This window comes from Klebsiella sp. PK18 (genome assembly GCF_057784655.1).
Window position 1 is genome coordinate 1,628,782 of record NZ_CM173493.1, and the last position, 18,713, is coordinate 1,647,494.

An 18,713-nucleotide genomic window follows, 5' to 3' on the forward strand; every position below is an offset into this window, starting at 1 on the left:
GGCCCGGCAAGCGCAGCGCCGCCGGGCAATCAGGCCGAGTGCCGGTGTTTGTGCCGGATGGCGGCTGACACCTCTACGGAACCGCGCTGAACGGTAGCCCGGCTAAGGCGTTTACGCCGCGAGCCGGGGATTTGACGCCGGATATCACTCCGGCAGCGTCCAGTCGCCGTCACCCAGCGCGCGCTGCATAATCAACGTATCTCGCCAGTCGCCCATCTTGTAGCCCACGCTGCGCAGTTGACCCGCCACGGTAAAACCAAACTTTTTATGGATCGCCAGCGAACCGGCATTGTTATGGCCATCGCCAATGATCGCCAGCATCTGCCGCCACGGGCCTTTCTCGCATTCGGCGATCAGCCGCGACAGCAACGCGCTGCCGATGCCGCGCCCGCCCATCCCGGATTCCACGTAGATCGATTCCTCAAGCGTGTAGCGATAGGCCGGACGAGGCCGATAGAAGGTGGCGTAGCAGTAGCCGACGATGGCGCCGCGCCACAGCGCCACCAGCCAGGGCAGCCCGTTATCGCGGACGGTTTTGATCCGTTTACGCATTTCGTCAACGGTAGGGGGGATCTCTTCAAAGGAAGCGCGGCCATTGAGCACGTGCCAGACATACAGCGCGGCGATGGCGTGCGCATCGTCGGGCAGCGCTTCACGAATTTCTAAATCACTGTCGAGTAACGGGGCCTCTGCGGGCATGGCGGCGCTCCTGAATCTGCCGGAGAGACATTCTCCGGCGTGCAGCGTAATACAGAAGCGCCAGGCTGAATAGTCCTGCCGCTGATTATTGCGGATCTGCCGGGGAGACCGGCGTTGGTGCCGCTTCACCCCAGTATTTCTGCTTACTGGTTTTACCAATCCCCGGGTTCATGCTGTTGGTCGGATCGTTCTGGCGATAGAACTGCTGCAGGCTCTCCGGGGCCTCATACAGATGACCCACGTTATGCTCCGCCGGGTACTGGGCGCCACGCGCTTTCAGCAACGCCAGCATCTGCTCTTTCAGAGCGTGGGCGTCGACCCCTTTCTTGACGATGTAATCCTGATGGAACACATGGCACATAAAGTGGCCATAGTAGAGCTTATGCACCAGCTGGCTGTCGATCTCCGGCGGCAGATGTTCGAACCACTCGGTATCGTTGCGGCGCAAGGCGATATCCAGCGCCAGAATATCTTCCACTTCGTCAGCATGCACCGCCTGATAGCGGATGGCCGCGCCGGCGGCGGCAAAGCGGTGCAGAAACGCCTTGCTGCCTTCCTCCGGCGTACAGGCGAAGAAATCCCCCTCGGCCTGCTGGAAGTATTCCGTCAGCCAGCGCTGCGCTTCTTCGATGCCATCCCCGGCCATCTTCAGCAGCAGATGATGTTCATATTTATCACGCCAGGTTTTCATCCGCTCCGGTAAGTGCGCCGGGAAGACGTGGCCGAGCTTCTGCATAAAGCGGTCGGTAAAGTGCGGCTTAAACAGCGAGACTTTCTCCAGCATCGCGTCGGTGCGCCCCTTCATGGTGAAGAAGAACGGCATTTTGTCGGTGCCGAGCTTGTCGATCATCAGGAAGGTGTCTTTGCCATACTTCTCGGCGATATCGTAAATATCGCGGTGCATATATTCCCCGGCCACCGGCAGATGCTGGAACTCGGCGAGGATATGGCGGCGGATCTCGGTCAATACCTGCGGCTGGTTGGTGCCAATGTAAAACACCTGCTGGCGTTTTTCCGCCGGGAAGGTATCCAGACGCGCGGCGAAAACCGCCAGCTTGCCGGCGCAGCCGGAGGATTCGAACAGGCGGTCCGGGTCGGCGTTGTAGCGCGCCGGGGTGTCGGCATCGACATCGCGCACGCGAGTGACATAGTCGTGATCGTGGGCGTGGCGGCCGTCGTGCAGCACATCGCTATCGCTGATGCGCTCGTCGTCGAGGCGGCTGAGGATCTGCTCCGGCGTGCTGCCGAGATCAATGCCCAGATGGTTGACCAGCTTCAGCTTGCCGTCGGCGTCAATCTGCGCGAACAGCGACATTTCGGTATAGGCGGGCCCGCGCTGCACCAGCGAACCGCCGGAGTTGTTGCAGATCCCGCCGATCACCGATGCGCCGATGCACGACGAGCCGATCACTGAGTGCGGCTCGCGACCCAGCGGTTTGAGCGCTTTTTCCAGCGAATAGAGGGTAGTGCCGGGCCAGGCCAGCACCTGCTCGCCTTTGTCCAGCAGATGCAGTTTATCCAGGCGCAGAGTGCTGATAATCACGATCTCGCGATCGTAATCATTGCCGTTGGGGGTCGAACCTTCGGTCAGGCCGGTGTTGGCCGCCTGCATCAGAATAATTTTATCGGCGTCTACGCAGGCGTTAAGCACGCGCCAGAGTTCCAGCAGGGTGCCGGGAAAGACAACCGCCAGCGCCTCGCCCTGACCGGAGCGGAAGCCTTTGCGGTAGCGTTGGGTTTTTGCCGGGTCGGTCAGCAGATGCGAAGGGCCAACCAGGCGCGCCAGATCCGCCAGAAACGTTTTATGGGTATTAGTGGGTGCAGATGACATGTTCCACTCCTTGTGGTGGTGCGCGAAATATCGAGGATAAGCATAGCGCTTTGTATGACAATTTGATGCATGAATGTTTCGCAAAAATCAGAGAAGAACCTTAGCATTCTGCGGGCGCGTTGTTTATATATATGGCAAACTGCGGTTTTTATTATGTTTTACCGAGTCCCCGTCTGAGAAAAAGCGAGATAACAATGAAATGGCTCTGCACTGTAGGCGTCGCCGTGAGTCTGGCGCTGCAACCCGCGCTGGCGGATGAACTGTTTGGTAACCACCCTCTGACCCCGCAGGCGCGGGATGCCTTTGTCACCGATCTGCTGAAAAAAATGACGGTAGACGAGAAAATCGGCCAGCTGCGTCTGATAAGCGTTGGCCCGGATAACCCGAAAGAGGCGATCCGCGAAATGATCAAAAACGGTCAGGTGGGGGCGATTTTTAACACCGTCACCCGGCCGGATATCCGCGTGATGCAGGATCAGGTGATGCAGCTTAGCCGCCTGAAGATCCCATTGTTCTTTGCCTACGATGTGCTGCACGGTCAGCGCACCGTGTTCCCGATAAGCCTCGGCCTGGCCTCATCGTTTAACCTTGACGCCGTGAAGACCGTGGGCCGCGTGTCAGCTTATGAAGCCGCCGATGACGGCCTGAACATGACCTGGGCGCCGATGGTCGACGTCTCCCGCGACCCGCGCTGGGGACGCGCTTCCGAAGGGTTCGGGGAAGACACGTATCTGACCACGATGATGGGCCAGGCGATGGTGGAGTCGATGCAGGGCAAGAGCCCGGCGGACCGCTATTCGGTGATGACCAGCGTCAAGCACTTCGCCGCCTACGGCGCGGTGGAGGGCGGGAAAGAGTACAACACGGTCGACATGAGCCCGCAGCGCCTGTTCAACGACTATATGCCGCCGTACAAAGCCGGGCTTGATGCCGGCAGCGGCGCGGTGATGGTGGCCCTGAACTCGCTGAACGGCACCCCGGCGACTGCTGATTCCTGGCTGCTGAAAGACGTCCTGCGCGACCAGTGGGGCTTTAAAGGCATCACGGTCTCCGACCACGGCGCCATCAAAGAGTTGATTAAGCACGGCGTGGCCTCCGACCCGGAAGACGCGGTGCGCGTGGCGCTCAAGTCCGGCATCAACATGAGCATGAGTGACGAGTATTACAGCAAGTACCTGCCGGGGCTGGTGAAGTCTGGCAAGGTGACCATGGCCGAGCTGGATGACGCCACCCGTCATGTGCTCAACGTCAAATATGACATGGGGCTGTTCAACGATCCTTACAGCCACCTGGGACCAAAAGATTCTGACCCGCAGGACACCAACGCGGAAAGCCGCCTGCATCGCAAAGAGGCGCGGGAAGTGGCCCGCGAAAGTCTGGTACTGCTGAAAAACCGTCTCGATACGCTGCCGCTGAAAAAATCCGGCACTATCGCGGTGGTCGGTGCGCTGGCGGACAGCAAACGCGACATGATGGGCAGCTGGTCCGCGGCCGGGGTGGCCGACCAGTCGGTGACCGTCCTGACCGGCATTAAAGAAGCGCTGGGTGATAACGGCAAAGTGATTTACGCCAAAGGCGCTAACGTCACTGACGATAAAGGCATTGTCGATTTCCTTAACCTGTATGAGAACGCGGTGCAGGTTGACCCGCGCTCGCCGCAGGAAATGATCGACGAAGCCGTCGCGGCGGCGAAGCAATCCGACGTGGTGGTTGCCGTGGTGGGCGAAGCGCAGGGCATGGCGCATGAGGCCTCCAGCCGGACCGACATCACCCTGCCGCAGAGCCAGCGCAATCTGATTGCCGCCCTCAAAGCCACCGGCAAACCGCTGGTGCTGGTGCTGATGAACGGCCGTCCGCTGGCGCTGGTGAAAGAGGATCAGCAAGCCGATGCGCTGCTGGAGACCTGGTTTGCCGGCACTGAAGGCGGTCACGCCATCGCCGACGTGCTGTTTGGCGACTATAACCCGTCGGGCAAACTGCCGATGTCTTTCCCGCGCTCGGTGGGGCAGATCCCAACCTACTACAGCCACCTGAATACCGGCCGGCCGTATAATCCGGAGAAACCGAACAAGTACACCTCGCGTTACTTCGATGAAGCCAACGGCCCGCTGTATCCGTTTGGTTACGGCCTCAGCTACACCACCTTTAGCGTCTCCGATGTCACCATGTCGTCAGCCACCCTGCCGCGCGACGGCAGCGTGACCGCCAGCGTGCAGGTGACCAACACCGGCAAACGCGAAGGGGCAACGGTCATTCAGCTGTATCTGCAGGACGTCACTGCCTCCATGAGCCGGCCGGTGAAAATGCTGCGCGGCTTTAAAAAGGTCAACCTCAAGCCGGGCGAAACGCAAACCGTCAGCTTCCCGATTGACGTCGACGCGCTGAAGTTCTGGAACCAGCAGATGAAATACGTTGCTGAGCCGGGCAAATTCAATGTCTTTATCGGCGTGGACTCCGCCCGCGTGAAGCAGAGCGAGTTTGAACTGTTGTAAGGAATAGCCCTTAAGCTCAACGTGACACGTTAAAGGCCGATTAATCGGCCTTTTCTTTTTCGCATCGCTGGCAAATGGACTACGCTTTTCTCTTAAGCTTCTGTAAGCGAAGCGCAAAAGAACTGAGGGAAGCGGGATGAAGATGGCAATGAAATGGTCCGGTGCGCTGGCGCTGGCCGCCCTGATAAGTTTACCGCTGCAGGCGGCGGAGCCGGTGAAGGTCGGCTCGAAAATTGATACCGAAGGCGCGCTGCTGGGCAATATGATCCAGCAGGTGCTGGAAAGCCACGGCGTAAAAACGATTAATAAAATCCAGCTCGGCACCACGCCGGTGGTGCGCGGGGCGATTGTCGCCGGCGAGCTGGATATCTATCCGGAATATACCGGCAATGGCGCCTTCTTCTTTAAAGATGAAAACGACCCGGCGTGGAAGCATGCCCAACAGGGCTATGAGAAGGTGAAGCGTCTCGACCAGGAGAAACATCAGCTGGTGTGGCTCACCCCGGCGCCGGCCAACAACACCTGGACCATCGCGGTGCGCCAGGACCTGGCGGAGAAAAATCACCTGACCTCGCTGGCCGACCTCAGTCGCTACCTGAAGCAGGGCGGTGAATTTAAGCTGGCGGCCTCGGCGGAGTTTATTGAGCGCCCGGACGCGCTGCCGGCGTTTGAAAAAGCGTATGGCTTCAACCTCAACCAGAACCAACTGTTGTCGCTGGCCGGGGGCGATACGGCGGTGACCATCAAAGCGGCGGCGCAGCAGACCTCGGGCGTAAACGCGGCGATGGCCTACGGCACTGACGGCCCGGTCGCGGCGCTGGGGTTACAGACGCTGAGCGATCCGCAGGGCGTGCAGCCGATTTATGCCCCGACGCCGGTGGTGCGTGAGGCAGTGCTCAAAGCCTATCCGCAGATCGCCGACTGGCTGAAGCCGGTCTTTGCCAGCCTCGATGAAAAAACCTTGCAGCAGCTGAACGCCCGTATTGCGGTGGAAGGCCAGGATGCGAAGCGCGTGGCGGCAGATTATCTGCAGCAGAAAGGCCTGCTGAAGTAAGCCACCGGTGACCATTCGCTGTACTCACCGCGTCGGCCTGCTGCTGACAGGTCTGCTGCTGGTTACGCTGGCGCTGCCGTTTATTACTTACGCGCCGAATCGCTTACTCTCCGGCGAAGGGCGCGGGCTGTGGCAGGTGATGCCCTGGCTCGCCGGCGTTCAGATGGCGGCAGTCCTTGCCGGGATGCTGCTTTGCTGGTTGCCAGGCAGGGCCGCGCCGCTTCTTCACCTGCTGCTGGCCGAACTGTTCTTCCCGCTGCTTATCTGGGGCAGCGGACAGGCGGCGCTTGAGCTCTCCCGGCACGGCTCGCCGCTGGCGCGCACCTCGCCCGGCAGCGGCCTGTGGCTGTCGCTGGCGCTTTGTCTGCTGCTGGCCAGCGAGGCCATCCGTCATCTTACCGTCCGGCCGCTGTGGCGCTGGCTGCTTAATGCGCAAGTCTGGCTGTTGCCCATCATCCTGCTTGCTACCGGGGCGCTCGATCAGCTCTCTCTGCTGAAGGAGTATGCCAACCGTCAGGAGGTATTTGACGACGCGCTGCGCCAGCATCTGCTTTTGCTGTTCGGCACCCTGCTGCCGGGCCTGCTCATTGGCCTGCCGCTGGGGGTATGGCTGTGGCGACGTCCGCGCTGGCAGGCGCCGGCCTTCACCGTGCTCAATGTGATCCAGACTATCCCGTCGGTGGCGCTGTTCGGCCTGCTGATTGCGCCACTTGCCGGTCTGGCGCGCTATTTCCCGGCGCTGGGCGAGCTGGGCGTCTCCGGGACCGGCGTGGCGCCGGCCCTGATCGCCCTGACTTTGTATGCGCTGCTGCCGCTGGTGCGCGGGGTAGTGACCGGCCTGCAGCAGGTGCCGCAGGACGCCCTGGAGAGCGCGACGGCGATGGGCATGAGCGCCGGGCAGCGCTTTCGTCAGGTGCAGCTTCCGCTGGCGATGCCGGTGTTGTTGCGCAGCCTGCGGGTGGTCAGCGTGCAAACCGTCGGCATGGCGGTAGTGGCCGCGCTGATCGGCGCCGGCGGTTTTGGCGCGCTGGTGTTTCAGGGGCTGCTGAGCAGTGCGCTGGATCTGGTGCTGCTGGGCGTGGTGCCGACCATTGCCCTGGCGTTGGTGGTGGATGCCCTGTTCGCCCTGTGGGGCGCCTGGCTAAAAGGAGAGGCCAATGATTGAGTTTGAAGGGGTCAGCAAAGTGTTTGCCGGCCACCCGGCGGTGAAGGACCTGACCCTGGAGCTGCGCGAAGGCGCCTTCTCGGTGCTGGTGGGGACCTCCGGCTCGGGCAAGTCGACGACGCTGAAGATGATCAACCGCCTGCTGGAGCCGGACCGGGGCACTATTCGTTTTGGCGGCGAGGACATCCGTCAGCAGCCGGTCCTGACCCTGCGACGGCGGATGGGCTATGCCATCCAGTCCATCGGCCTGTTTCCGCACTGGACGGTGGCGCAGAATATCGCCACTGTGCCGCAGCTGCAAAAATGGCCGCGGGCGAGGATCGCCGACCGGATCGACGAGCTGATGGCGTTGTTAGGGCTGGAGGCGACGCTGCGCGACCGTTACCCGCATCAGCTTTCCGGCGGCCAGCAGCAGCGGGTGGGGGTAGCGCGGGCGCTGGCGGCGGATCCGGAGGTGCTGTTGATGGATGAGCCCTTCGGCGCCCTCGACCCGGTGACCCGCGAGGCGCTGCAGCAGGAGATGCTCCGCATCCACCGCCTGTTGGGGCGGACGATTGTGCTGGTGACCCATGATATTGACGAAGCGCTGCGTCTGGCGGACCACCTGGTGCTGATGGACGGGGGCGAGGTGGTCCAGCAGGGGGCGCCGCTGGAGATGCTCCTGCGGCCGAAAAATAGCTTTGTGCAGACCTTTTTTGGCCGCAGCGAGCTGGGCGTGCGCCTGCTGTCGCTGCGCGAGGTGGGGGACTATTTGCGTCCCGGCGAACGGCTGGCGGGCGAGGGGCTGACCGTCACCATGACCCTGCGGGAAGCGCTGTCGCAGTTTGTCGCCCGGCGCTGCGAGGCGCTGCCGGTGGTCGATGCCGAAGGCAGGCCCTGCGGCACGCTGCATTTTGCCGATCTGCTGCGCCAGGAGGCGAGCCATGAAGGCGCTTCGTGAGCCGCTGTGGTGGCTTATCGCGCTGTTTATCGGCCTGCTGGTAGGGCTGCCCTACAGCGCGCCGCTGTTCAGTCGGCTGTTCCCGGAGCTGCCGCGGCCGGTCTATCAGCAGGAGAGCTTCTGGGCGCTAACCCTCGATCACGGCTGGCTGGTGGTGGCGTCCAGTCTCGCGGCAACCGCTGTGGGCCTGGCGGCCGGGATCGCAGTTACCCGGCCCGCCGGCAGCGCGTTTCGCCCGCTGGTGGAGACCATCGCCGCTATCGGGCAGACCTTTCCGCCAGTGGCGGTGCTGGCGATGGCGGTGCCGGTGCTGGGATTTGGCTGGCTGCCCGCGCTCATCGCCCTCGCGCTGTATGGCATACTGCCGGTGTTGCAGGGGACGCTGGCCGGGCTGGGGTCGATACCGTCGGGGGTGACAGGGGTGGCCGAAGGGATGGGAATGACCGGCTGGCAGCGTCTGTATAAGGTGGAGCTACCGCTGGCGGCCCCGGTAATACTGGCGGGGATCCGCACCTCGGTCATCGTCAATATTGGTACCGCGACCATTGCTTCGACGGTGGGGGCCAGTACGCTCGGGACGCCGATCATCATCGGCCTGAGCGGCTTTAATACCGCCTATATTGTTCAGGGGGCGCTGCTGGTGGCGCTGGCGGCGATTATCGTCGACCGCGCGTTTGAGCGTCTGACCCGCTGGATCAGCCGACACCGCCACGCACAATAAAGGAATAGCCGGCCAGCATTACGCCGCTGATCCCGCCGATGGCCATAAGTAAGAAGAGGGTGACGACCGCGATTTTCGCTGGCTTCATAATAGGCTCCTGATGTTAACAGGGGGATTATACGGTGAAGCGCAGGTGTTAATGAAACATTAATTGCGGTTTAGCGTGCCGCGCCGGGATTTTTGCCGCGTTTGCTGCGCAACGCGCCGGAAAAAAGTGTGATCCTGTCCGTCATTTTTCATTTTTATGCAGGGCTTCAAAGAAAGTTTTCGCCAGGCAGGGTATGGTACGCGCTTTCAGGCATGTGTGGTTTGCGGGTATGTACGAGTTTGATCTGGTGTTGCTGCTGCTTCAGCAGATGTGCGTATTTTTGGTCATCGCGTGGTTGATGAGCAAAACCCGGCTGTTTATCCCCCTGATGCAAGTCACCGTTCGCCTGCCGCACAAGCTGCTGTGCTACGTCACCTTCTCCATTTTTTGCATTATGGGGACCTATTTCGGTCTGCATATCGAAGACTCCATCGCCAACACCCGCGCCATCGGCGCCGTGATGGGCGGCCTGCTCGGCGGCCCGGTGGTCGGCGGGCTGGTGGGGCTGACCGGCGGCCTGCACCGCTACTCGCTGGGCGGAATGACCGCCTTAAGCTGCATGGTCTCCACCATCGTTGAGGGGCTGCTGGGCGGGCTGGTGCACAGCGTGCTGGTCAAACGCGGCCGGCCGGACAAGGTCTTTAGCCCGCTGACCGCCGGGGCGATCACCTTCGTGGCCGAGCTGGTGCAGATGATGATCATTCTGCTGATTGCCCGCCCGTTCCAGGACGCCCTGCATCTGGTGCAGAGCATTGCTGCGCCGATGATGGTCACCAATACCGTCGGTGCGGCGCTGTTTATGCGGATTCTGCTGGATAAACGGGCGATGTTCGAGAAATACACCTCCGCCTTTTCCGCCACGGCGCTGAAGGTGGCGGCGTCGACCGAGGGGATCCTGCGTCAGGGATTCAACGAAGAGAACAGCATGAAGGTGGCCCAGGTGCTGATCCAGGAGCTGGATATCGGCGCGGTGGCGATCACCGATCGCGACAAGCTGCTGGCGTTTACCGGCATCGGCGACGATCACCATCTGCCGGGCAAGCCTATCTCCTCCTCGTATACGCAACGGGCGATTGAGACCGGGGAGGTGGTCTACGCCGATGGCAACGAGGTGCCTTACCGCTGCTCGATTCATCCGCACTGTAAGCTGGGGTCGACGCTGGTGATCCCCCTGCGCGGTGAGAACCAGCGGGTGATAGGCACCATTAAACTGTATGAGGCGAAAAATCGCCTGTTCAGTTCGATCAACCGCACCCTCGGGGAGGGGATTGCCCAGCTGCTGTCGGCGCAGATCCTCGCCGGACAGTACGAGCGGCAGAAGGCGCTGCTGACGCAATCTGAAATCAAGCTCCTGCACGCCCAGGTCAACCCGCACTTCCTGTTTAACGCGCTTAACACGCTGAAGGCGGTGATCCGCCGCGACAGCGATCAGGCCGGCCAGCTGGTGCAGTATCTGTCGACCTTCTTTCGTAAGAACCTGAAACGGCCGACGGAAATTGTCACGCTTGCCGATGAGATCGAGCATGTTAACGCCTATCTGCAGATTGAGAAGGCTCGCTTCCAGGCTAACCTGCAGATCCAGATGGCGGTGCCCGAGGGGCTGGCGCATCACCAGCTGCCCGCTTTCACCCTGCAGCCGATCGTGGAGAACGCCATTAAGCATGGTACATCGCAACATCTTGGCGTCGGCGAAATTACCATCCGCGCCAGCCAGGACGATCGCTGGCTGCAGCTGGATATCGAAGATAACGCCGGGCTGTACCGGGCCAACCCCCAGGCCAGCGGACTGGGGATGAATCTGGTGGACAGGCGTCTGCGGGCGCGTTTTGGCGCCGACTGCGGCATCAGCGTCACCTGCGAGCCGGAGCGCTTTACCCGTGTCACCCTACGTCTGCCCCTGGAGGAGAATGCATGCTGAGAGTATTGATCGTCGATGATGAGCCGCTGGCGCGGGAAAACCTGCGTATTTTGCTGGAGACTCAGCGCGATATCGAGATCGTCGGCGAGTGCGGCAACGCGGTGGAGGCGATTGGCGCAGTACATAAGCTGCGCCCTGACGTGCTGTTTCTCGACATCCAGATGCCGCGCATCAGCGGTCTGGAGATGGTCGGGATGCTCGACCCGGAGCATCGCCCCTATATCGTGTTTCTCACCGCTTTTGATGAGTACGCGGTGAAAGCCTTTGAGGAGCACGCTTTTGACTATCTGCTCAAGCCGATTGAGGCCGTGCGGCTGGAGAAAACCCTGGCCCGCCTGCGTCAGGAGCGCAGCCTGCAGGACGTGTCGCTGCTGGATGATGCCCGGCAGACGCTGAAATACATTCCCTGTACCGGCCACAGCCGTATCTGGCTGCTGCAGATGGAGGATGTGGCCTTCGTCAGCAGCCGGATGAGCGGCATCTACGTGACCGATCGCGAGGGAAAAGAGGGCTTTACCGAGCTGACCCTGCGCACCCTCGAGAGCCGCACGCCGCTGCTGCGCTGCCATCGCCAGTATCTGGTGAATATGGCGCACCTGAAGGAAATTCGCCTGGAAGAGAACGGCCAGGCGGAGCTGCTGATGCGCGCCGGGCAAACGGTGCCGGTGAGCCGGCGCTATTTAAAAAGCCTGAAAGAAGCGATTGGCCTGTAAAACTGCTACACTGCGCCCCATTGCAACATCGACAGTAAAAGGCACTCATGCTCAGTAATGATATTCTTCGTAGCCTGCGCTACACCCTGAAAGCCAATAATAACGATATGGTGCGCATTCTTGCGCTTGCCGATATGGAATCCACCGCCGCCAGCTTCGATACCTGGATGACGAAAGAGGATGAAGAGGGTTTTGTCCGCTGCCCGGATATTATCCTGTCGGGTTTCCTCAACGGCCTTATCTATGACAAGCGCGGCAAAGATGATTCGGCGCCGGAGCTGGCGCTGGAGCGTCGGGTGAATAACAACACGGTGCTGAAAAAGCTGCGGATCGCCTTCTCGCTGAAAACGGACGATATCCAGGCGATCATGAGCGAGCAGAAATACCGGGTGTCGGTGCCGGAAATCACCGCCATGATGCGCGCCCCGGAGCATAAAAACTACCGCGAGTGCGGGGATCAGTTTATGCGCAACTTCCTGCGCGGGTTGACCCACCGGGTGCATCACCCGAAGGCGTGATGTTTAGCCGGGTGGCGGCTTCGCCTTACCCGGCCGACAAAACCCGTAGGCCCGTGTAAACGTAGCGCCGCCGGGCAAAAAAAAGCCGGAGATACTCTCCGGCTTTTTTGTTATTTCACCTGCTGACCCGGCTTCGCGCCGTCGTCAGGGCTTAACAGGAAGATATCCTTCCCGCCAGGGCCGGCGGCCATCACCATGCCCTCGGAGATGCCGAAGCGCATTTTCCGCGGCGCCAGGTTGGCGACCATCACCGTCAGGCGGCCAATCAGCGGCTGCGGATCCGGGTAAGCGGAGCGGATGCCGGAGAAGACGTTACGTTTTTCGCCGCCGAGATCCAGCGTCAGGCGCAGCAGCTTGTCGGAGCCCTCGACGAATTCCGCGTTTTCAATCAGCGCCACGCGCAGATCGACTTTGGCGAAATCGTCAAAGGTGATGGTCTCCTGAATCGGATCGTCCGCCAGCGGACCGGTGACCGGCGCCGCGGTGGCTTTCACCTCTTCTTTAGAGGCTTCCACCAGCGCTTCCACCTGTTTCATCTCGATGCGGTTGTACAGCGCCTTGAACGGATTCACCTTATGCGCCAGCAGCGGCTGCTGAATGGCATCCCAGCTCAGTTCGCTGTTGAGGAATGCCTCCGCACGCGCCGCCAGCTGCGGCAGCACCGGCTTCAGCCAGGTCATCAGCACGCGGAACATGTTCAGGCCCATGGTGCAGATGGCCTGCAGGTCGGCGTCGCGGCCTTCCTGTTTCGCTACCACCCACGGCGCCTGCTCATCGACGTAGCGGTTAGCCACGTCGGCGAGGGCCATGATTTCGCGGATTGCCTTACCGAACTCGCGGCTGTCCCATGCTTCACCGATGCTTTCTGCCGCGTCGGTGAAGGTTTTATACAGCGCCGGGTCGGCCAGCTCAGCGGCCAGCACGCCGTCGAAACGCTTGCTGATAAAGCCGGCGTTGCGTGAGGCGAGGTTAACCACCTTGTTGACGATATCCGCGTTCACGCGCTGCACGAAATCTTCCAGGTTCAGGTCGATGTCATCGATGCGCGAGGAGAGCTTGGCGGTGTAGTAGTAGCGCAGGCTGTCAGCGTCGAAATGATTTAACCAGGTGCTGGCCTTGATAAAGGTCCCGCGCGACTTGGACATCTTCGCGCCGTTAACCGTTACGTAGCCGTGCACGAACAGGTTGGTCGGCTTACGGAAGTTGCTGCCTTCCAGCATCGCCGGCCAGAACAGGCTGTGGAAGTAGACAATGTCCTTGCCGATAAAGTGATACAGTTCGGCCGTGGAGTCTTTCTTCCAGTATTCGTCGAAGCTGGTGGTGTCGCCGCGCTTGTCGCACAGGTTCTTGAAGGAGCCCATGTAGCCGATCGGCGCGTCCAGCCAGACGTAGAAATATTTGCCCGGCGCGTTGGGAATTTCGAAGCCGAAGTACGGCGCATCGCGGGAGATGTCCCACTGCTGCAGGCCGGATTCGAACCACTCCTGCATTTTGTTCGCTACCTGCTCCTGCAGCGCGCCGCTGCGGGTCCACGCCTGCAGCATTTCGCTGAACGACGGCAGGTCGAAGAAGAAGTGCTCGGAGTCACGCATTACCGGCGTAGCGCCGGAGATCACCGATTTCGGGTCGATAAGTTCGGTGGGGCTGTAGGTCGCGCCGCACACTTCGCAGTTATCGCCATACTGGTCCGGAGATTTGCACTTCGGACAGGTGCCTTTCACAAAACGGTCCGGCAGGAACATGCCTTTTTCCGGATCGTAGAGCTGAGAGATGGTGCGGTTTTTAATAAAACCGTTCTCTTTCAGACGGGTGTAGATAAGCTCCGACAGCTCGCGGTTCTCGTCGCTGTGCGTCGAGTGATAGTTATCATAGCTGATGTCGAAGCCGGCAAAATCGGTCTGATGCTCCTGACTCATCTCGCCAATCATCTGCTCCGGTGTGATACCGAGCTGCTGCGCTTTGAGCATGATCGGCGTGCCGTGGGCGTCGTCGGCGCAGATGAAGTTGACCTCGTGGCCGCGCATTCGCTGGTAACGGACCCAGACATCAGCCTGGATGTGCTCCAGCATGTGGCCGAGGTGGATGGAGCCGTTGGCGTACGGCAGGGCGCACGTTACCAGAATTTTCTTCGCGACTTGAGTCATAGTGAGCATTACATCTTCTGTTGTAAAAAGGGCTTCCGATATTACCAAAAGGGCTGTGGGTGCGCCATAAATGGCTGCCCATATATGGATAATCGTTAGCTGTGATAAACTCTGTGATTACTGAAAGCATCTCAAAACAACAAAGGAGTCGGGATGAATTCGCAATCCCAGGCCAAATCCCCTGAGCGCCTACGTGCGATGGTCGCCGGGACGCTGGCCAATTTCCAGCACCCAACCCTGAAGCATAATCTCACCGCCCTCAAGGCGCTGCACCATGTCGCCTGGCTGGACGATACCGTTCATATTGAGCTGCAGATGCCGTTCGTCTGGAGCAGCGCCTTCGAAGTGCTGAAAGAGCAGTGCAGCGCCGAGCTGCTGCGCATCACTGGCGCGAAGGCCATCGACTGGAAGCTGACCCACAGCATCGCGACCCTCAAGCGCGTGAAAAACCAGCCCGGGGTCAACGGCGTGAAGAACATTATCGCCATCAGCTCCGGCAAAGGCGGCGTCGGTAAATCTTCTACTGCCGTAAACCTGGCGCTGGCCCTGGCGGCGGAAGGGGCGAAGGTGGGCATTCTTGATGCCGATATCTACGGTCCGTCGATTCCGACCATGCTGGGCGCCGAAGACAGTCGCCCGACCTCACCGGACGGCACCCATATGGCGCCGATCATCAAGTATGGCCTGGCCACCAACTCTATCGGCTACCTGGTGACCGACGACAACGCCATGGTCTGGCGTGGTCCGATGGCCAGCAAGGCGCTGATGCAGATGCTGCAGGAGACCCTGTGGCCGGATCTTGATTACCTGGTGCTGGATATGCCGCCGGGCACCGGCGACATCCAGCTGACCCTGGCGCAGAACATTCCGGTGACCGGCGCGGTGGTGGTCACCACGCCGCAGGACATCGCGCTGATCGACGCCAAAAAAGGCATCGTGATGTTCGAGAAAGTGGAAGTGCCGGTGCTGGGGATCGTGGAAAACATGAGCATGCATATCTGCAGCAACTGCGGGCACCACGAGCCTATCTTCGGCACCGGCGGCGCGCAAAAACTGGCCGAGAAATACCACACCCAGCTGCTGGGTCAGCTGCCGCTGCATATTACGCTGCGGGAAGATCTGGATAACGGCACGCCGACGGTGGTGGCGCGTCCGGACAGCGAATTTACCGACATCTACCGCCAGCTGGCGGGCCGGGTGGCGGCCCAGATGTACTGGCAGGGAGAAGTGATCCCGGGTGAGATTGCCTTCCGCGCCGTTTAAGGCCGCGGCGAGCGCATCAGCCAGTATCTGCCCTCGGGCGACGCGCCCTGTGCTTCGATGGTCCAGCCATGACGCTGGTAGAAGCGCAGGGCGTTTTTATTTTCCATCAGGCATTTCAGCGTTCCGCTGGCGGTAAAGCTCTGTTCGACCTGCGCCAGCAGCGCGCTGCCGATATGTTTGCCCTGCCAGTCGGGGTCGACAAACAGATGGTGAAGGAAATTATCGGCGGTCCATACGGCGGCAAAGCCCACCGGCTGGCCGTCGCATTCCGCGACCCACAGTTGTTCATCCGCGGTGGCGGCATCGAAATCCTCCAGCCGCCACGCCGCGGCGGGAAGCCAGGTCCACGATAAACTGCGCGCTCGCAGGAAGATCTGGCGCAGCGCCGGAGAGTCCGCTGGCTCGCCGGGGCGGACGTGGAGGTTGCGCGGATCAGCGATGATAGAAGATCTCGCCATCGTACACTTTGAGAATTTTGCCTTCGGTATCGGTGATCAGCACGTAGTTACCGCCCATGTAGGTCCAGTGGCTGCCGGCGTCCGGTGCAGGCAGGTTACGCTGCTGCCACTGTTTGATGTTGTATTCCGGGGTGAGGTACATCGCCGGAACGGTGTCGCCGATGTGAAACTGGGTGAAATCGGCAGTGAACTCTTTCAGCGCATACTGATCGATCCCCGCGGCAGTAGCCGTCCAGCTGGCGCCAGCGGTGGCAATAAGTACGCCCAGAAGCATCATTTTTGTTTTACGCATAATTTCCTCATTATTACCTGGACTCAAATTAGCAGCCTCGTATCATTCCTGATGCGTTGCTGAAATGGCAAGCACTGGATTTTTAAAAAGTGTAAGCAAAACACGGCACAAGTCTTGCGCCGCTTGCGTTGCAGCGACGGTGATGCGTATTTTGGGAGCAATCTGAAGCAGGGGAGAATCGGCATGTTCAGGCTGGAAGATCTGACCTTATTTGTCCGCGCCGCGGCACTGGGCAGTTTTAGCGATGCGGCGCGTGAATCCGGGCAGCAGCCGGCGCAGGTCAGCGCGGCGATTAAGCGTCTGGAGACGATCCTCAATATTCGCCTGTTTGCCCGTTCGACCCGCAGCCTGCGCCTGACGCCGGAGGGGGAGACCTGGCTGCCCTACGCCACCCAGATGCTCGATACCCTCGAGGCCGGTCTGCAGAAGATCCAGACCCCGGACGATGAAGTTCGCGGCATGTTGCAGATTGCCGTGCCGTCGGACCTCGGGCGTAACCTGCTCCTGACCCTGTTCCGTGATTTCCGCCAACGCCACCCGGCGCTGCGTTTGCGGTTGCTCTTTTCCGACCAGCTAACCGACGTGTTTAAAGATCCGGTGGACGTCGCGTTTCGCTATGGTAATAACGACGATGCCTCGTTTATCTCGCTGCCGGTGGCGCCGGAAAATCGTCGGGTGCTGGTGGCCTCGCCTGAGTGGATCGCCCGCCACGGCGAACCGCAGACCCTCGAGGAGCTCAGCCAGCACAATGCGTTGATCTACATTTTGCGCGGCCGTCCGTTCGACCGCTGGTCGCTGAGCCTCGACGGAGTGGTTCAGCAGCAGAAGGTCTCCGGCACGGTGATGAGCGACGACGCCGAGGTGATCCGTCGGCTGGCGGTGGCCGGGGAGGGCATTGCCTATAAATCGATGCTCGACGTCAGCGACGATCTGCGGGCGGGGCGCCTGCGGCGCCTGCTGCCGCGTTATCAGGGGGATGTGGTGCCGTTGAATCTGATTTGCCCGCACCGCAAACAGCTCTCTGCCGCGGTGCGTTTGTTATATGAAGAGGTGAAATCACATTGTGAAGGGCTTAATGCCTGACTAAGGTCGCGAAGTAATACCCCAGCGGGACAGCCAGCACCCACAGGCCAATCGGGATTTCCCGCCACTTGCCGGCGATAGCCTTGATCACAATGTAAAACAGCAGCCCGCCGGCAATCCCGGTGCCGAAGCTGTTGGCGATAAGGGTGATCATCACCATCATCAGCACCGGCAGCCCGTCGGTGAAGTTGCCAAGATCCACTTTGCGCAGGCCGCTGAACATGTTGAGGCCAATCAGGATCAGCGCTGGGGCGGTGGCTTCTTTCGGGATCATCAACGCCACCGGCGTGAACAGCAGCATCAGCAGGAACATTACCGCCGCCGACAGGGCGGTGAGGCCGGTTTTGCCGCCGGCTTCCGCTGCCGCCGAAGACTCAATCAGTGCCGTCGCCGCCGGGATGCCCACCCATGGGCCGAGCGCGGCGGCAATCGAATCGACCATAAACGGGCGATTAATCTGCGGCATGTTGCCTTCTTCATCCAGCAGCCCCGCCTCGCCGCCCACCGCCAGCGTCGTCCCCATGGTGGAGAAAAACTCAGAAGCGAAAAAGACGAACAGGAACGGCAGGAAGGCGATGTTTAACGCCCCCAGCAGGTCAACCTGCCCCAGCACCGGGGTTAGCGAATGGGGAACGTCGATAAAACTTGTCGGCAGATGGGTGACGCCGAAGGGGATGCCCACCAGCGTGGCGCACAGAATGGCCCACAAAATCGCGCCCGGAACCTTACGCGCCTGCAGGGCTATCGCCAGGAACAGGCCGCACAGCGCCACCAGCGCGCCGGGGGCGAGAAAGTCGCCGAGCATCAGCGCGTTGGTTTTCGCATTGGCCAGCACCAGCCCGGCATTGCGAAAGCCGAGGACGGCGACAAACAGGCCGATGGAGGCCGTTAGCCCCAGCTTGATCGACTGCGGTACCGAGCGGGTGACCACTTCGCGCAGGCCAAAGCGGGTCAGCAGGAAGAAGAGGATCCCCGACCAGCAGGCAATCCCGAGGCCAGTCTGCCAGCCAATCCCTTCGCTACCGGCCAGCGTCACTCCCACCAGCACCGAGCCGCCAATCCCCGGGCCAACGATAAACGGCAGGTTGGCATAAAACGCCATCAGCAGAGAGCCGACGACGAAGACCAGAATGGTGCCGGTGGTGGCGGCGCCTTTGTCCATCCCGCCGATCGCCAGCAGCCCCGGGATGACCACCAGTAAATAGGCGGCGGCGAGAAAGCCGGTGATCCCGGCCAGGCATTCAGTGCGTAGCGTACCGCCGCGCGAGCGCAGCGCAAAGCGGCGCTCCAGCCAGTTAGCGCGGTCGGATGAGTGAAGTGTGTTATCGGCCATG

At 60.8% G+C, this 18,713-nt stretch carries 17 protein-coding genes; 10 read left to right on the forward strand and 7 right to left on the reverse strand.

The window, feature by feature from the left end; all coding sequences use genetic code 11:
- Nucleotides 1-144: 144 nt before the first annotated feature.
- Both AC3EMD_RS07970 and dld read right to left on the reverse strand, forming a co-directional pair.
- Nucleotides 145-699, reverse strand: coding sequence for a GNAT family N-acetyltransferase (locus AC3EMD_RS07970; RefSeq protein WP_008804045.1), 555 nt, complete (start codon nucleotides 697-699; stop codon nucleotides 145-147).
- Nucleotides 700-784: 85 nt separating this feature from the next.
- Entirely contained in the window at nucleotides 785-2,530 is a 1,746-nt protein-coding gene (gene dld / locus AC3EMD_RS07975) for a D-lactate dehydrogenase (RefSeq protein WP_008804046.1), read from the reverse strand.
- Nucleotides 2,531-2,724: 194 nt separating this feature from the next.
- On the opposite strand from dld, the gene bglX reads away from it, so the two are divergent.
- From bglX to AC3EMD_RS08000, 5 genes are all read left to right on the forward strand, one after another.
- On the forward strand, nucleotides 2,725-5,022 hold the full coding sequence (gene bglX, locus AC3EMD_RS07980) for a beta-glucosidase BglX (protein ID WP_004201601.1): 2,298 nt from the start codon (nucleotides 2,725-2,727) through the stop codon (nucleotides 5,020-5,022).
- Nucleotides 5,023-5,158: 136 nt separating this feature from the next.
- Entirely contained in the window at nucleotides 5,159-6,076 is a 918-nt protein-coding gene (osmF, locus tag AC3EMD_RS07985) for a glycine betaine ABC transporter substrate-binding protein OsmF (protein ID WP_008804048.1), read from the forward strand.
- Nucleotides 6,077-6,083: 7 nt separating this feature from the next.
- A complete protein-coding gene (locus AC3EMD_RS07990; RefSeq protein ID WP_302074017.1) occupies nucleotides 6,084-7,241 on the forward strand; it encodes an ABC transporter permease in 1,158 nt (385 codons plus the stop codon).
- Nucleotides 7,234-8,181 (forward strand): ABC transporter ATP-binding protein, encoded by a 948-nt coding sequence (locus AC3EMD_RS07995; protein WP_302074018.1) that lies wholly within the window; start codon nucleotides 7,234-7,236, stop codon nucleotides 8,179-8,181. The genes AC3EMD_RS07990 and AC3EMD_RS07995 overlap by 8 nt, the downstream gene beginning before the upstream one ends.
- Nucleotides 8,165-8,902: an ABC transporter permease gene (locus AC3EMD_RS08000; RefSeq protein WP_063266729.1), complete on the forward strand. Its 738-nt coding sequence runs from the start codon at nucleotides 8,165-8,167 to the stop codon at nucleotides 8,900-8,902. The genes AC3EMD_RS07995 and AC3EMD_RS08000 overlap by 17 nt, the downstream gene beginning before the upstream one ends.
- Here AC3EMD_RS08000 and AC3EMD_RS08005 read toward each other — a convergent pair.
- On the reverse strand, nucleotides 8,877-8,990 hold the full coding sequence (locus AC3EMD_RS08005; RefSeq protein WP_002912762.1) for a protein YohO: 114 nt from the start codon (nucleotides 8,988-8,990) through the stop codon (nucleotides 8,877-8,879). The two genes, AC3EMD_RS08000 and AC3EMD_RS08005, sit on opposite strands and share 26 nt — an antisense overlap.
- Before the next feature lie 229 nt (nucleotides 8,991-9,219).
- Here AC3EMD_RS08005 and AC3EMD_RS08010 point away from each other — a divergent pair, with 229 nt between their 5' ends.
- The 3 genes from AC3EMD_RS08010 to AC3EMD_RS08020 are packed head-to-tail and all read left to right on the forward strand — an operon-like array spanning nucleotide 9,220 to nucleotide 12,139.
- Nucleotides 9,220-10,908: a sensor histidine kinase gene (locus tag AC3EMD_RS08010; RefSeq protein WP_002912760.1), complete on the forward strand. Its 1,689-nt coding sequence runs from the start codon at nucleotides 9,220-9,222 to the stop codon at nucleotides 10,906-10,908.
- Nucleotides 10,902-11,621, forward strand: a complete 720-nt coding sequence (gene btsR, locus AC3EMD_RS08015; protein WP_008804052.1) for a two-component system response regulator BtsR — start codon at nucleotides 10,902-10,904, stop codon at nucleotides 11,619-11,621. The genes AC3EMD_RS08010 and btsR overlap by 7 nt, the downstream gene beginning before the upstream one ends.
- Before the next feature lie 47 nt (nucleotides 11,622-11,668).
- Complete coding sequence (locus AC3EMD_RS08020; protein ID WP_008804053.1) at nucleotides 11,669-12,139, forward strand: YehS family protein; 471 nt, start codon at nucleotides 11,669-11,671, stop codon at nucleotides 12,137-12,139.
- A 110-nt stretch (nucleotides 12,140-12,249) separates the two neighbouring features.
- On the opposite strand, the gene metG is transcribed toward AC3EMD_RS08020, so the two are convergent.
- Nucleotides 12,250-14,283 carry a methionine--tRNA ligase gene (metG, locus tag AC3EMD_RS08025; RefSeq protein WP_248179050.1) on the reverse strand — a complete coding sequence of 678 codons (2,034 nt, stop codon included), beginning with the start codon at nucleotides 14,281-14,283 and terminating at the stop codon, nucleotides 12,250-12,252.
- A 153-nt stretch (nucleotides 14,284-14,436) separates the two neighbouring features.
- Here metG and apbC point away from each other — a divergent pair, with 153 nt between their 5' ends.
- A complete protein-coding gene (gene apbC, locus AC3EMD_RS08030; protein ID WP_008804054.1) occupies nucleotides 14,437-15,546 on the forward strand; it encodes an iron-sulfur cluster carrier protein ApbC in 1,110 nt (369 codons plus the stop codon).
- Here the strand turns inward: apbC and AC3EMD_RS08035 are convergent.
- Together AC3EMD_RS08035 and AC3EMD_RS08040 are read right to left on the reverse strand one after the other, a co-directional pair.
- The gene (locus tag AC3EMD_RS08035) at nucleotides 15,543-16,004 is read right to left on the reverse strand and encodes a GNAT family N-acetyltransferase (protein WP_022064805.1); all 462 of its coding nucleotides are present in this window, start codon (nucleotides 16,002-16,004) and stop codon (nucleotides 15,543-15,545) included. The two genes, apbC and AC3EMD_RS08035, sit on opposite strands and share 4 nt — an antisense overlap.
- On the reverse strand, nucleotides 15,979-16,296 hold the full coding sequence (locus tag AC3EMD_RS08040; RefSeq protein ID WP_110227616.1) for an RcnB family protein: 318 nt from the start codon (nucleotides 16,294-16,296) through the stop codon (nucleotides 15,979-15,981). Before AC3EMD_RS08040 ends, AC3EMD_RS08035 begins: the two co-directional genes overlap by 26 nt.
- Before the next feature lie 183 nt (nucleotides 16,297-16,479).
- Here AC3EMD_RS08040 and AC3EMD_RS08045 point away from each other — a divergent pair, with 183 nt between their 5' ends.
- Nucleotides 16,480-17,379, forward strand: a complete 900-nt coding sequence (locus AC3EMD_RS08045; protein ID WP_023323022.1) for a LysR family transcriptional regulator — start codon at nucleotides 16,480-16,482, stop codon at nucleotides 17,377-17,379.
- On the opposite strand, the gene AC3EMD_RS08050 is transcribed toward AC3EMD_RS08045, so the two are convergent.
- Entirely contained in the window at nucleotides 17,369-18,712 is a 1,344-nt protein-coding gene (locus AC3EMD_RS08050) for an NCS2 family permease (protein WP_050887508.1), read from the reverse strand. The two genes, AC3EMD_RS08045 and AC3EMD_RS08050, sit on opposite strands and share 11 nt — an antisense overlap.
- Nucleotide 18,713: the final 1 nt, after the last annotated feature.

Coding starts and splice junctions, on each gene's coding strand:
- AC3EMD_RS07970 (WP_008804045.1), bottom strand. CDS start 699: ATGCCCGCAGAGGCCCCGTTACTCGACAGTGATTTAGAAATTCGTGAA.
- dld (WP_008804046.1), bottom strand. CDS start 2,530: ATGTCATCTGCACCCACTAATACCCATAAAACGTTTCTGGCGGATCTG.
- bglX (WP_004201601.1), top strand. CDS start 2,725: ATGAAATGGCTCTGCACTGTAGGCGTCGCCGTGAGTCTGGCGCTGCAA.
- osmF (WP_008804048.1), top strand. CDS start 5,159: ATGAAGATGGCAATGAAATGGTCCGGTGCGCTGGCGCTGGCCGCCCTG.
- AC3EMD_RS07995 (WP_302074018.1), top strand. CDS start 7,234: ATGATTGAGTTTGAAGGGGTCAGCAAAGTGTTTGCCGGCCACCCGGCG.
- AC3EMD_RS08000 (WP_063266729.1), top strand. CDS start 8,165: ATGAAGGCGCTTCGTGAGCCGCTGTGGTGGCTTATCGCGCTGTTTATC.
- AC3EMD_RS08005 (WP_002912762.1), bottom strand. CDS start 8,990: ATGAAGCCAGCGAAAATCGCGGTCGTCACCCTCTTCTTACTTATGGCC.
- AC3EMD_RS08010 (WP_002912760.1), top strand. CDS start 9,220: ATGTACGAGTTTGATCTGGTGTTGCTGCTGCTTCAGCAGATGTGCGTA.
- btsR (WP_008804052.1), top strand. CDS start 10,902: ATGCTGAGAGTATTGATCGTCGATGATGAGCCGCTGGCGCGGGAAAAC.
- AC3EMD_RS08020 (WP_008804053.1), top strand. CDS start 11,669: ATGCTCAGTAATGATATTCTTCGTAGCCTGCGCTACACCCTGAAAGCC.
- metG (WP_248179050.1), bottom strand. CDS start 14,283: ATGACTCAAGTCGCGAAGAAAATTCTGGTAACGTGCGCCCTGCCGTAC.
- apbC (WP_008804054.1), top strand. CDS start 14,437: ATGAATTCGCAATCCCAGGCCAAATCCCCTGAGCGCCTACGTGCGATG.
- AC3EMD_RS08035 (WP_022064805.1), bottom strand. CDS start 16,004: ATGGCGAGATCTTCTATCATCGCTGATCCGCGCAACCTCCACGTCCGC.
- AC3EMD_RS08040 (WP_110227616.1), bottom strand. CDS start 16,296: ATGCGTAAAACAAAAATGATGCTTCTGGGCGTACTTATTGCCACCGCT.
- AC3EMD_RS08045 (WP_023323022.1), top strand. CDS start 16,480: ATGTTCAGGCTGGAAGATCTGACCTTATTTGTCCGCGCCGCGGCACTG.
- AC3EMD_RS08050 (WP_050887508.1), bottom strand. CDS start 18,712: ATGGCCGATAACACACTTCACTCATCCGACCGCGCTAACTGGCTGGAG.